Raw genomic sequence first — 12,755 nt, forward strand, 5'->3', positions numbered from 1 at the left:
TCGCCCAACCTTTCGCTAACCTTTCAAAAGCTTTCAGGATGTTTTTTGGCTTCACAGCAGCGGACGCGGCTGTAAACTCCGCGCCAGTGAATGGCGTCGACCGTTCCTGAATCGAGGAAAAAACATGCGTGTTCTGCTCGTCGAAGATCATCTGCAGCTTGCCGAAAGCGTCGCCCAGGCGCTCAAAAGCACCGGTTTGACTGTGGATGTGTTGCACGACGGGGTGGCTGCCGACCTGGCGCTGAGCAGCGAGGAATACGCTGTGGCGGTACTCGATGTCGGGCTGCCGCGCATGGACGGCTTTGAAGTACTGGCACGCCTGCGGGCCCGGGGCAAGACGTTGCCGGTGCTGATGCTGACGGCTCGCAGCGACGTCAAGGACCGGGTGCATGGCCTCAACCTCGGCGCCGACGATTACCTGGCCAAACCCTTCGAACTCACCGAACTCGAGGCGCGGGTCAAGGCGCTGTTGCGGCGTAGCGTATTGGGCGGAGAACGCCAGCAACGCTGTGGCGGACTGGTCTATGACCTGGACACCCGGCGTTTTACCCTCGATGACGAACTGTTGACCCTGACGTCCCGCGAGCAAGCCGTGCTGGAGGCATTGATCGCGCGGCCGGGGCGTGTGATGAGCAAGGAACAACTCGCCGCCCAGGTGTTTGGCCTGGACGAAGAAGCCAGTCCCGACGCGATTGAAATCTACGTCCACCGCCTGCGTAAGAAACTCGATGGGCATGCCGTGGCGATCGTGACGTTCAGGGGCTTGGGTTATCTGTTGGAAAACCGCGATGCATAAACCCGACAGCCTGCGTTGGCGACTGCTGCGCAACCTGGCGCTGTTGCTGGTGGTGTTGATGCTGGCCAGCGGTCTGAGCGCCTACTGGAACGGTCGTGAAGCCGCGGACACGGCCTATGACCGGACCTTGCTGGCCTCGGCCCGGACCATTGCCGCGGGCCTTTCGCAACGCGACGGCAGCCTCAGCGCGGATGTGCCCTACGTGGCCCTGGACACCTTCGCCTACGACAGCGCCGGGCGCATCTATTACCAGGTCAACGATATCAACAAGAAGTTGATCTCCGGCTATGAAAACCTCCCAGGTCCGCCACCCGGCACGCCACGCACGGACGACTACCCGGCCCTGGCGCGCTTCTACAACGCCCGTTATCAAGGCCAGAACGTGCGGGTGGTGAGCCTGCTCAAGGCCGTCAGCGAGCCGAACATGAACGGCATGGCGGAAATCCGTGTGGCGGAAACCGAAGAGGCCCGCGTCAGCATGGCCCGCGGCCTGATGGCCGACACGCTGTTGCGCCTGGGCATGCTGGCCGTGGGCGCCCTGTTGTTGGTGTGGTTCGCGGTCAGCGCGGCGTTGCGCCCGTTGGAGCGCTTGCGTACGGCGGTGGAAGAGCGCCAGTCGGACGATCTGCGGCCGTTGCCGCTGGTGGAGGTGCAGCACGAGTTATGGCCACTGGTACGGGCCCTCAACCACTTTACCGAGCGTTTGCGCGGGCAGTTCGAGCGTCAGGCGCAGTTCATCGCCGACGCCGCCCATGAACTGCGCACGCCCCTGGCTGCGCTCAAGGCACGACTTGAACTGGGGCTGCGGGCCAGTGAGCCGGCGACCTGGCGGGAAACCCTGGAAACCGCGGCCCAGGGCACCGATCGGCTGACGCATCTGGCCAACCAGTTGTTGTCCATGGCACGGGTGGAAAACGGTGCGCGGGCCATTGCCGAAGGGGGGGCGCAGTTACTGGATCTCAGTCAGTTGGCCCGTGAGCTGGGCATGGCCATGGCGCCGCTGGCGCATGCACGGGGCGTGGCATTGGCCCTGGAAGCCGATGAGCCGGTGTGGCTGCGCGGTGAACCGACCTTGTTGAACGAGTTGTTGAGCAATCTGGTGGACAATGCCCTGGCCCATACGCCCTCGGGCGGCAACGTGATTCTGCGGGTCGCCGCGCCGGCGGTGCTGGAGGTCGAGGACGATGGCCCTGGCATTCCATTGCACGAGCGCGACCGTGTGTTCGAGCGCTTCTACCGGCGCAACCAGCAGGTCGCCGGCTCTGGTCTGGGCCTGGCTATCGTCGGAGAAATCTGCCGCGCCCACTTGGCCCAGATCAGCCTGCATGACGGGCTGGAGGGTGGGTTGAAGGTGCGGGTGAGTTTTATCCCAGGCTAATCCAGGCTGTGCCCCTCGCCACAAGGGGGCGCCTATCTCTAATAAAACATCGACCGCGCTTCTTCGAGATGCGCGCATCGTTCCTTGTCGCTCGGGTCGATGCCCAGCTTCTGGAATGACGGCACCTTGAACGCGTCGATCCGGCCGAGGGGATGATCGGTGTCCTTGTAACAGTACAGCGCAGCGACCTGCACCAGGTCGACGTAGTCGAGTTGTCGGGATTCCCGGGCGAAATCCAGGTAAAGGCCCGGCAGCTTCACCAGCCTCTCCGGAAACTCCCAGACGCTGAGTAGCTTGTCTCCCAGCACGGGATGAATCGTTTCGATGACATGGTTGAGGCTGACCGGGTCTGACAGCAGTTCATTATGGTCTTCAGCGTAAGTCAGGATCGGCAATACGCCGATCTGGTGCACCAACCCTCCCAGCGCGGCCTGATCGGGCTTGAGCTGTGTATAAGTGCGGCACAACGCATAGCTGACGCCGGCGATCTCCAGGCTTCTACGCCAGACATCGCGCATCTTCCGTTCCACCACCTCGGAGCGGGCATGGAAGATCTGCTCCATGACCAGGCCGATGGCCAGGTTGCTGCTGTAATTCACGCCCAGCCGGGTAATGGCCGTGTGCAGGTCGGTGACTTCCTGGGTGGCGCGCAGTAATGGGCTGTTGACCACTTTTATCAGGCGTGCCGAAAGTGCCGTATCGCGACCGATCACCTTGCTCAGGTCACTGACGCTGATTTCCGGGTCTTCGGCGGCCCGGCGAATCTGCAGGGCCACTTCCGGTAATGTCGGCAGAACCAGGTCATCGTTATCGATGGCCTCTACCAAGTCCCGTTGGACCTTATCCGCCAAATCGCTCATTTCGATTCTCTAGGTATTGCGACAAATGCTGCGATCAGCGCTGGATTTCGCGGTCGCGGTCCAGTTCGTAAGGCAGGTCCAGCAAATTCAGTATCGGGCCTTCCAGGCTGCCGAGGTGCATATTGCCCTCTTCTGCTGCTTCGGCCTGCAACACCGCCAGCAGTTCAATGTTTCGCTCGGCTTGCGCTGCGATCACGACCTCGCCGATGGCGCTGCCGTGAGCGGGAGAGAACAAGGCGGTGCCAGGTTCCGGCAGTTCGCCAGCGTCCAACTGCAGGCGATACAGGCGTCGCTTGAGCTTGCCCAGGTACTGCATGCGGGCAACGATTTCCTGGCCGGTGTAGCAGCCTTTCTTGAAGCTTACGCCGCCGACGGCCTGCAGGTTGAGCATCTGCGGAATGAACAGCTCGCGGGTGGCAGGCATGACCTGGCCGATGCCGGCGCGGATCTGGCCCAGCAACCACGAGTTCAGGTCTGCCTCGGTCAAGGTTGCGCGCAGCTGGGTTTTCAGCACGTCGGCCTGTTCGGCAGGCGCCCACAGCTCGACGCGGCCGGGAGACACGCGGATGGCGATCAAGGATTCGTGGCGCGCCACGTTGTCGACGTCGGCCGGCGGGGCGAGGCCCAGTTGAGCCAGCACCGCGTCGGCGTTCTCCAGGCCGAAGCGAACCCAGGCTGCGCTTTCGTCGGTGAGCTTGGATTTCGAGAACACGGCGTATTTCTTCAGGTCCGCCAATTGCGGCTCGAGCAATTCGGTGGCCATTGCCATCAGCACGCCGTCGCCTTCGAGCAGGATCCGAAAGCTCGATTGCATCCGGCCCTTTTGGGTGCAACGGGCGCCGAGGCTGGCCCGGTTGTCGCTCAGGTAGTTGAGGTTGCAGGTCAATTGGCCCTGCAGGAATTTGCCGGCGTCCACGCCGCGGACCGCAAGAACGCCTTCGTGGGACAGGGTGCAGAAAAAAGCGGAATCAGCCATGAGTCATCGCAGGATAAAAAGTCTGGTAGACATCATAAGGGCGTGCCCTTGAAATGGGTAGTTCACAAAGGATCGATGGCGACTGACCAAAGCTGCCTGTTTCACCGCGGCGGGGCCTGTATACTTGCGCTCTATTTGAGGAGCGCTCCATGGTCGAAGATGTAGAACTGAATCGCCTTTACTGGCACAGCCGCCGCGGCATGCTTGAACTGGATGTCCTGCTGGTGCCATTCGTAAAAGAGGTCTATCCCCACCTTAATGACGTGGACCGCGCCTGCTATGTCCGCCTCCTCGAATGTGAAGACCAGGACATGTTCGGCTGGTTCATGGAGCGCAGCGAATCCGAAGATCCGGAGCTGCAGCGCATGGTCCGGATGATCCTGGACCGTGTCCAACCGAAGTAATCGCTTCGAATGCCGCTGGCAGGCCTCCGGGCAACTGCTGGCGGCCTACATGCTGGCCCAGCTCTTCGCGCTGGGCTCGTTGTTCCTGATGTCTGTCCCGTCGGGGTTTGCACTGCTTGGCGTTGTGCTGTGCCTGGCTCACGGTATCTGGACGGTACCGCGACAGTTGTTATTGACTCACCGCCAGGCATTCTGCGGCTTGCGTTGGGACGTTGATGGCTGGCAGCTCTGGAGCAAGGCCCATGGCTGGCAGGCGGTGCAGCTACGCCCCGACAGCCTGGCGCTGCCATTGATCGTGATACTGCGCTTTCGCTTGAAGGGCGAGCGGCGGATCCGCTCGCTGTGTGTGCCCCGCGACGCGCTGGCGCCCGATCTCCATCGGCGCCTGCGGGTGCGGCTCAGGTTCAGTCGGCGTAGGTGGGCGGCACCAGGATAGTGTCCAATGCCTCGGGCAGCAGGTTCGGATAATCGAGGGTGTAATGCAGGCCTCGGCTTTCCTTGCGCTCCATGGCTGAGCGAATCATCAGCTCGGCCACCTGGGCCAGGTTGCGCAGTTCGATCAGGTCGCGGCTGACCTTGTAGTTACTGTAGAACTCGTCGATCTCATCCAGCAGCAACCGCACCCGATGCTGGGCCCTTTGCAGGCGCTTGTTGGTGCGCACGATACCCACGTAGTCCCACATGAACCGCCGCAGTTCATCCCAGTTGTGCGCAATGATCACGTCTTCGTCCGAATCGGTGACCTGGCTGGCATCCCATGAGGGCAGGGCGGCCGGGATGGCAATCTGTGGCAACTGTTCGAGGATGTCCACAGCGGCCGAGCGGGCATAGACAAAGCACTCCAGCAGCGAGTTGCTGGCCATGCGGTTGGCGCCATGCAGGCCCGTGAAGCTGGTTTCGCCAATGGCGTACAGGCCCGGTACGTCGGTACGGCCGTGCTGGTCGACCATTACGCCGCCGCAGGTGTAATGCGCAGCCGGCACCACCGGGATCGGTTGTTTGGTGATGTCGATGGAAAATTCCAGGCAGCGCTCGTACACCGTCGGGAAATGGCTCTTGATGAACGCTTCGGGCTTGTGGCTGATGTCCAGGTAAACGCAGTCGATACCCAGGCGCTTCATTTCATGGTCGATGGCCCGGGCGACGATGTCCCGCGGTGCCAGTTCGGCGCGCGCATCGAAGCGCTGCATGAAACGCTCGCCATTGGGCAGTTTCAAGTGGGCGCCTTCGCCACGCAGGGCCTCGGTGACCAGGAAGCTCTTCGCCAGCGGGTGATAGAGGCAGGTGGGGTGGAATTGATTGAATTCCAGGTTCGCCACCCGGCAACCCGAGCGCCACGCCATGGCGATGCCGTCTCCGCAGGCACCGTCGGGGTTGCTGGTATACAGATAGACTTTGGCTGCACCACCGGACGCCAGAATCACGAAGCGTGCGCCATAGGTGTCGACTTCGCCGGTGCCACGGTTGAGGACGTAGGCGCCGAGGCAGCGGTCGCCGGCCAGGCCCAGGCGTTTTTCGGTGATCAGGTCGACGGCGACTCGCTGCTCCAGCAGCTCGATATTCGGTCGCCGCTGGGCCTGGGCCAGCAGCGTCTTGAAAATCGCCGCACCGGTGGCATCGGCGGCATGAATGATACGCCGATGGCTATGGCCGCCCTCACGGGTCAGGTGGAATTCGAACCCACCGTCTTCCGTGCCGGATTGCTCGTCGCGGGTAAAAGGCACGCCCTGGTCGATCAGCCACTGGATGGCCTCGCGGCTATGCTCGACGGTGAAGCGCACTGCTTCAGGATTGCACAGGCCGCCACCGGCATTGAGGGTGTCGTCGACATGGGACTCGATGGTGTCGGTATCGTCCAGCACGGCTGCGACGCCGCCCTGTGCCCAGAACGTCGAGCCGTTGGCCAGGTCGCCTTTGCTCAGCACTGCAATACGCAGGTGCTCCGGCAACGTCAATGCAAGGCTCAATCCGGCGGCACCGCTGCCGATTACCAGAACATCATGTTGAAACTGTTGGCTCATTCGATAGGTTTCCGCTCAAGGCGACCCGGGTCGGGGTTGGCGCAAGGCATCCGCTTCAGCGGCGTCAGGCAGCCACGCAGCCCACTAGTATATAGAGGGGTGGAACGGCACAATAGCCGGGCATTCATGGCAATGTGAAACCAACGTGACAGAAAGGCGATGCGCTTCGTCGGATCGGTTTTTTCGCCGATGGGTGACGAGGCCGCCTTTTCGAGGATAAACGCGGCTGATCTCGTCACGGTTGCCCGATGTCTGCTTTTAATGGCTGTAAATGGCGGGAACTTTTGCTGATCGCCCACGTTCAATAGACGGTTGTCTGCAAAAGGGAACAGCATCGGGTTGGTGCAAGACCTCGATTGAGAGTCTTTGCCAGCAGGCCCGGTGACAGATTATTCGCGCAGCCGGGGAATCTCGTGCTGCGTTTTTCGTGCGTGCCGGATCAGAGCACGCCGGAAACTTGCTTGAAGGGGGAGAACTTTTGCGAAAAGCCCGAGTCTATGTTTGCAAGTCCGGTCAATTAGTCATGCAAGCCTCCTTCGAGCTTATCGAGGAGTGTTCATGCTAACCCAGGAAGAGGATCAGCAGCTGGTCGAACGTGTTCAGCGCGGCGACAAGCGAGCTTTCGATCTGTTGGTGCTGAAATATCAGCACAAAATTCTCGGGTTGATCGTGCGGTTTGTGCACGACACCCATGAAGCCCAGGATGTCGCTCAGGAAGCCTTCATCAAGGCCTATCGCGCACTTGGTAATTTTCGCGGGGACAGCGCGTTTTATACGTGGCTTTACCGCATCGCCATCAACACGGCGAAAAACTATCTGGTTTCACGCGGCCGCCGGCCGCCGGATAGCGATGTCAGTTCCGAAGACGCAGAGTTCTACGATGGCGATCATGGCCTCAAGGATCTCGAATCCCCGGAGCGAGCGTTGCTGCGGGATGAGATCGAGGGCACCGTCCATCGGACCATCCAGCAACTGCCTGAAGATTTGCGTACGGCGTTAACTTTACGTGAATTCGACGGTCTGAGTTACGAGGACATTGCGAGCGTCATGCAGTGTCCGGTAGGCACCGTGCGCTCCCGGATCTTCCGCGCCCGGGAGGCCATCGATAAAGCCCTGCAACCGTTGTTGCAGGAAAACTAAAGACAGCGGCGATAGCCAAGAGAGGAACGCCATGAGTCGTGAAGCCCTGCAGGAATCGCTGTCCGCAGTGATGGATAACGAAGCGGACGAACTGGAATTACGTCGGGTATTGAATGCCTTTGACGATGTTGAAACCCGTGAGACCTGGGCTCGCTACCAGATCGCCCGGGCTGTCATGCACAAGGACCTGCTGCTTCCGCGCCTGGACATCGCTGCGGCCGTTTCTGCTGCATTGGCTGACGAAGCCGTACCGGCAAAAGCTTCCCGTAGCCCATGGCGCAGCCTGGGTCGTCTGGCAGTGGCCGCTTCGGTAACCGTTGCCGTTCTGGCCGGTGTACGTCTGTACAACCAGGATGAAATCGCCGGTGTGCAGATGGCACAGCAGTCCAACCAGCCAGGCCTGGTCGCTCCACAGGTCAAGGGCCCAGCGGTATTGGCCGGTTACAACGAAAGCTCGGAAGCCGCCGGTCCCATGGTCAACGGCGTTCTGCAGGGTCAGCCAGGCTGGCACGACCAGCGTCTGCCCAACTACCTGCGTCAGCATGCCCAACAGGCTGCCCTGAAAGGGACTGAAAGCGCATTGCCTTACGCCCGTGCGGCCAGTCTGGAAAACCGTTAAGGACAACCCTTGCGCGCCATACCTCTTTTCACGCTGCTGCTGGGTGGCTGGTGTGCCGTCCCAGCGTACGCCGATGAGGCTCAGGACTGGTTGAATCGTTTGGGCCAGGCCGAGCAACAGCAAAGCTTCCAAGGCACCTTCGTTTACGAGCGCAACGGTAGTTTTTCTACCCATAACATCTGGCATCGTGTCCAGGATGGGAAGGTGCGGGAGCGGTTGCTCCAGCAGGACGGCTCGGCGCAGGAAGTCCTGCGCATCGATGGACATACTCAATGCGTCAGTGGTGCCTTTATCCCAGGGATTGGGAATACCGAGGGCGCAGCCCGTGCGCTTGATCCGCAAAAACTCAAGAATTGGTACGACCTTGCCGTCATCGGCAAGTCGCGCGTGGCCGGGCGACCGGCTGTCATCGTTTCCCTGACGCCCAAGGACCAGCATCGCTACGGCTTTGAGCTGCATCTGGACAAAGAGACCGGCCTGCCGCTCAAGTCCCTGTTGCTTAACGACAAGGGGCAGTTGCTCGAACGTTTCCAGTTCACGCGCCTGAACATTGCCGAGCCGACGGACAGCGACCTGCAAGCCAGCGCTGAGTGCAAGGCAATCGTCCAGGACGCCAGTAAGGCTGCCGTGGCGAAAGCTACCTGGCATTCGGATTGGCTTCCCCCTGGCTTCGAGTTGACCAACAGTGCCGTGCGTAAGGACCCGGAGACCAGCGTACAGGTCAGCAGCCTGATGTACGACGATGGTCTGGCTCGTTTCTCGGTGTTCCTGGAGCCGCTGAATGGCGCGAACGTCACCGACACGCGTACCCAGCTTGGCCCGACGGCGGCCGTCTCTCGTCGCCTCACCACACCTCAGGGCGAGATGATGGTGACCGTGGTCGGTGAAATCCCGATTGGTACGGCAGAACGGATCGCGCTTTCGATGCGTTCCGATGCCACGGCGACTCAGTAACGTGCTGCCTCGGTGGTTCGGTCCTGATCGAAATGCCGAAACTTCCTGTCAGCATTTTCATTTGCAAAACTTCAGTTTTTTTTCTATTAGGTCAGAGCCGCTCGGCTCTGTCCTTGCCTGTTTTTCCGGAGCGATGAAACCGGAGTGTCTTCCCACCGGTATTTCTTGTTCCATATCGCTTAACCCTGCTCGTCGTAACGGGAGCCGTATGTCGATACCAAGCTTGAAAACCTATTTCTCCATCCTTGCCACCGTGCTGGTGCTCGGCCAGGCCGTTCCCGCCGTGGCGGACAGCTTGCCTGACTTCACCCAGCTGGTCGAAAACGCCTCGCCTGCGGTGGTGAACATCAGTACCACCCAGAAGCTGCCGGATCGCCGCGTCTCGGAGCAGCAGATGCCGGATCTGGAAGGGTTGCCGCCCATGCTGCGCGAGTTCTTCGAGCGCGGAATGCCGCAGCAACCGCGTTCGCCGGGCGGTGGTCGCCAGCGCGAAGCGCAGTCCCTGGGCTCGGGTTTCATCATTTCGCCCGACGGCTACATCCTGACCAATAACCATGTGATCGCCGATGCCGACGAAATTCTGGTGCGCCTGGCCGATCGCAGCGAGCTCAAGGCCAAGCTGATCGGTACCGACCCGCGCTCCGACGTGGCGCTGTTGAAAATCGACGGCAAGGACCTGCCGGTGCTCAAGCTCGGCAAGTCCCAGGACCTGAAGGCCGGCCAGTGGGTTGTGGCCATTGGCTCGCCATTCGGCTTCGACCACACCGTGACCCAGGGCATCGTCAGTGCGATCGGTCGCAGCCTGCCGAACGAAAACTACGTTCCGTTCATCCAGACCGACGTGCCGATCAACCCGGGCAACTCCGGTGGCCCGTTGTTCAATCTGTCCGGTGAGGTAGTGGGCATCAACTCCCAGATCTATACCCGTTCGGGCGGTTTCATGGGCGTATCCTTCGCGATTCCGATCGATGTGGCGATGGACGTGTCCAACCAGTTGAAAAGCGAAGGCAAGGTCAGTCGCGGCTGGCTGGGCGTGGTCATTCAGGAAGTGAACAAGGACCTGGCCGAGTCGTTCGGGCTGGAGAAACCGGCGGGTGCGCTGGTGGCACAGATCCAGGAAGGTGGTCCGGCTGCCAAGGGCGGCCTGCAGGTTGGTGATGTGATCCTGAAGCTCAATGACCAGCCGATCATCATGTCCGCCGACCTGCCACACCTGGTGGGTGCCCTCAAGGCCGGTGCCAAGGCCAACCTGGAGGTGATCCGCGAGGGCAAGCGCAAGAACATCGAGCTGACGGTCGGTGCCATCCCTGAAGAAGGTGCGGAGCTGGAATCGCAACCCAAGTCCGGCGTCGAGCGCAGCAGCAATCGCCTGGGTGTGGCAGTGGTCGAGCTGACGGCCGAGCAGAAAAAAGCCCTGGAATTGCAGGGTGGGGTGGTGATCAAGGAAGTGCAGGATGGTCCTGCCGCCCTCATCGGTCTGCAACCCGGTGACATCATCACGCATCTGAACAACCAGGCGATTGGCTCCACCAAGGAGTTCACCGAGATCGCCAAGGCCCTGCCGAAGAATCGCTCGGTCTCGATGCGGGTCCTGCGTCAGGGACGTGCGAGCTTCATCACCTTCAAGCTGGCCGAATGATCGGTTGGTAATGCAATGAAAAACCGCCTCGAGAGAGGCGGTTTTTTTGTGCCCGGTGAATGGGGCATCCATTGGCGGACACATGGCTGATGTGGGAGCGGGCTTGCTCGCGAAGGGGGCATCAAATCCAACATCAGTTCAAGCTGATCCACCGCATTCGCGAGCAAGCCCGCTCCCACAAGTCGGTCACCCTCAGCCCATCATGTCCTTGACCATACGCTCCTGCTCCATGAGCTCCCGCTGCCGGGCATCGATACGTGACGACAGTGGGAAGTTGGTACCGGCGCGCCGTTTGGCGAAGTCCAGTTGCTGGATGGCCTGGCGGTAGTCGCCCACCAGGGCGAAGTACTCGGCGCGGGCCTGGTGCAAGCCGATGATGTTACCCGACAGCCCGCGAGTCTCGGCCACCATGTACCAGACATCCGGATCGTCCGGACGGTTCTTGAGCAGGGTTTCCAGGGCTTTCTCGGCGTCGGCGGGGCGGTTCTGCTTGAGCAGCAGGTCGACACGCACCTGATTGAGTGGGTAATTGTCTGGGTATTGGGTCAGCATCCGATCGACGCGGGATTGAGCGTCTGCAAGCTTGTTGCTGGTGATGTCCAGGTCGACCTGGGCCAGGTTGTAGATGATTTCGTTGGGGGACTTGGCCAGCAGGGGCGCGAGGTTCTGCCGGGCTTCGTTCAACTGGCCGCCCTTGATTTGCGCAATCGCCAGGCCATAGCGGGCCACGTCGTTCTTGGGGTTTTCATCCAGTTGCGCTCGGAAGCGCTTGGCGCCCAGGCCTGGGGTTTCCTCGTAGGTCAACTGGACCCGTGCGCGAATCAGCTGGTAGCGCATGCTGTCTTCTATGCCGCCCGGCTTGGCCTGTTCAGCCCGGTTGCGGGTGTCGGCGATCCGGGACTCGGTGACCGGGTGCGTCAGCAGGAATTCCGGCGGCCTGGCGTCGAAGCGGTACTGGCGCATCAGACGCTCGAACATGGTCGGCATGGAACGTGGATCGTAGCCGGCCTTTTCCAGGTTCTGGATACCGATGCGGTCGGCTTCCTGCTCATTCTGGCGTGAGAAGCGCCGTTGTTCCTGGATGGCGGCTGCCTGGGTCCCGGCGATTGCGGCGATCCCCGCATCACCACCGCCGGCGGCGGCAATCACGATACCGGTCAACAGCGCAGCCATCATGGGTACTTGCATGCGCTGCTGGGCTTCGACGCCGCGGGCGAAGTGGCGTTGCGACAGGTGAGCCAGTTCGTGGGCCATCACCGAGGCGTATTCGCCTTCGGTCTGGGCGTTGAGAAACAGGCCGCCGTTGACCCCGACGATCCCGCCAGGTGCGGCGAAGGCGTTGAGCTGCGGGCTGTTGATCAAAATGAATTCCAGACGGCGGTCATTGACCTGGCTGGTTTCCACCAGTTTGTACACACTGGTCTCGACGTAATCCTTGAGCTGTGGATCGTTGAGTTGTTGGACCTGGCTGCGCAGCAGGGCCAGCCAGGCACGACCCAGCTGGTGTTCCTGCTCTGGCGAGACAACGGCAGAACTGGCATCGCCAAGTGACGGCAGGTCGTCAGCGAAGCCTGGTGAGGCGAGCAGGCAAGCGAGCGTCAGCAGGGTGGGGCGCAGAAATGTCATGCACGGGGCCTTAGTCGACAAAGACCCTACTGTAGCCGGACACCGGGCCCGGGACCAGATATTCTAGGCGGCTCTACGACCTGCTGCGGAGTGAATCCATGACCGATGCTGTAGCCCACGATGCCGAACTGGACGCCAGCGGCCTGAATTGTCCGTTGCCATTGCTCAAGGCCAAGCTGGAGCTCAACCGCCTGGCCAGTGGCGATGTGCTCAAGGTCATCGCCACGGATGCGGGCTCCCAGCGTGATTTCCGCACCTTCGCCCGGTTGGCCGGTCATACGCTGCTGCATGAAGAAGACGATAACGGTGTCTACCGTTACTGGCTGAAGAAAGCCTGAATAA

General features: G+C 61.1%; 13 protein-coding genes. 9 read left to right on the plus strand and 4 right to left on the minus strand.

From position 1 onward, the window contains the following. Nucleotides 1-124: 124 nt before the first annotated feature. Nucleotides 125-796, plus strand: coding sequence for a response regulator (locus FBX99_RS12450; RefSeq protein WP_144929195.1), 672 nt, complete (start codon nt 125-127; stop codon nt 794-796). Beyond that, entirely contained in the window at nt 789-2,174 is a 1,386-nt protein-coding gene (locus FBX99_RS12455) for a sensor histidine kinase (RefSeq protein WP_144929193.1), read from the plus strand. Before FBX99_RS12450 ends, FBX99_RS12455 begins: the two co-directional genes overlap by 8 nt. A gap of 38 nt (nt 2,175-2,212) precedes the next feature. On the opposite strand, the gene FBX99_RS12460 is transcribed toward FBX99_RS12455, so the two are convergent. Both FBX99_RS12460 and FBX99_RS12465 read right to left on the minus strand, forming a co-directional pair. Next, on the minus strand, nt 2,213-3,034 hold the full coding sequence (locus FBX99_RS12460) for an HDOD domain-containing protein (RefSeq protein ID WP_144929191.1): 822 nt from the start codon (nt 3,032-3,034) through the stop codon (nt 2,213-2,215). 34 nt (nt 3,035-3,068) lie between these two features. Beyond that, nucleotides 3,069-4,010 carry a folate-binding protein YgfZ gene (locus FBX99_RS12465; RefSeq protein ID WP_145131725.1) on the minus strand — a complete coding sequence of 314 codons (942 nt, stop codon included), beginning with the start codon at nt 4,008-4,010 and terminating at the stop codon, nt 3,069-3,071. A gap of 149 nt (nt 4,011-4,159) precedes the next feature. On the opposite strand from FBX99_RS12465, the gene FBX99_RS12470 reads away from it, so the two are divergent. Continuing rightward, nucleotides 4,160-4,414, plus strand: a complete 255-nt coding sequence (locus tag FBX99_RS12470; RefSeq protein WP_007930227.1) for a succinate dehydrogenase assembly factor 2 — start codon at nt 4,160-4,162, stop codon at nt 4,412-4,414. Continuing rightward, a complete protein-coding gene (locus FBX99_RS12475; protein ID WP_144929187.1) occupies nt 4,398-4,850 on the plus strand; it encodes a protein YgfX in 453 nt (150 codons plus the stop codon). The genes FBX99_RS12470 and FBX99_RS12475 overlap by 17 nt, the downstream gene beginning before the upstream one ends. On the opposite strand, the gene nadB is transcribed toward FBX99_RS12475, so the two are convergent. Beyond that, the gene (gene nadB / locus FBX99_RS12480; RefSeq protein ID WP_144929185.1) at nt 4,819-6,435 is read right to left on the minus strand and encodes an L-aspartate oxidase; all 1,617 of its coding nucleotides are present in this window, start codon (nt 6,433-6,435) and stop codon (nt 4,819-4,821) included. The two genes, FBX99_RS12475 and nadB, sit on opposite strands and share 32 nt — an antisense overlap. A gap of 558 nt (nt 6,436-6,993) precedes the next feature. Here nadB and rpoE point away from each other — a divergent pair. The 4 genes from rpoE to FBX99_RS12500 all read left to right on the plus strand — a co-directional run bounded on the left by rpoE (nt 6,994) and on the right by FBX99_RS12500 (nt 10,787). Next, nucleotides 6,994-7,575: an RNA polymerase sigma factor RpoE gene (rpoE, locus tag FBX99_RS12485; RefSeq protein WP_003172477.1), complete on the plus strand. Its 582-nt coding sequence runs from the start codon at nt 6,994-6,996 to the stop codon at nt 7,573-7,575. A gap of 31 nt (nt 7,576-7,606) precedes the next feature. Beyond that, nucleotides 7,607-8,194 (plus strand): sigma-E factor negative regulatory protein, encoded by a 588-nt coding sequence (locus tag FBX99_RS12490; RefSeq protein WP_144929183.1) that lies wholly within the window; start codon nt 7,607-7,609, stop codon nt 8,192-8,194. Between the two features lie 9 nt (nt 8,195-8,203). Then, nucleotides 8,204-9,148, plus strand: coding sequence for a MucB/RseB C-terminal domain-containing protein (locus tag FBX99_RS12495; protein ID WP_144929181.1), 945 nt, complete (start codon nt 8,204-8,206; stop codon nt 9,146-9,148). 208 nt (nt 9,149-9,356) lie between these two features. Continuing rightward, the gene (locus FBX99_RS12500; RefSeq protein ID WP_144929179.1) at nt 9,357-10,787 is read left to right on the plus strand and encodes a DegQ family serine endoprotease; all 1,431 of its coding nucleotides are present in this window, start codon (nt 9,357-9,359) and stop codon (nt 10,785-10,787) included. Nucleotides 10,788-10,979: 192 nt separating this feature from the next. On the opposite strand, the gene FBX99_RS12510 is transcribed toward FBX99_RS12500, so the two are convergent. Beyond that, the gene (locus tag FBX99_RS12510) at nt 10,980-12,413 is read right to left on the minus strand and encodes a M48 family metalloprotease (RefSeq protein WP_144929177.1); all 1,434 of its coding nucleotides are present in this window, start codon (nt 12,411-12,413) and stop codon (nt 10,980-10,982) included. 98 nt (nt 12,414-12,511) lie between these two features. On the opposite strand from FBX99_RS12510, the gene FBX99_RS12515 reads away from it, so the two are divergent. After that, nucleotides 12,512-12,751, plus strand: a complete 240-nt coding sequence (locus FBX99_RS12515; protein ID WP_047701765.1) for a sulfurtransferase TusA family protein — start codon at nt 12,512-12,514, stop codon at nt 12,749-12,751. Nucleotides 12,752-12,755 lie beyond the last annotated feature (4 nt).

The sequence above is a fragment of the Pseudomonas sp. SJZ074 genome, assembly GCF_007828215.1.
In the GTDB taxonomy this organism is placed as follows: Bacteria; Pseudomonadota; Gammaproteobacteria; order Pseudomonadales; family Pseudomonadaceae; genus Aquipseudomonas.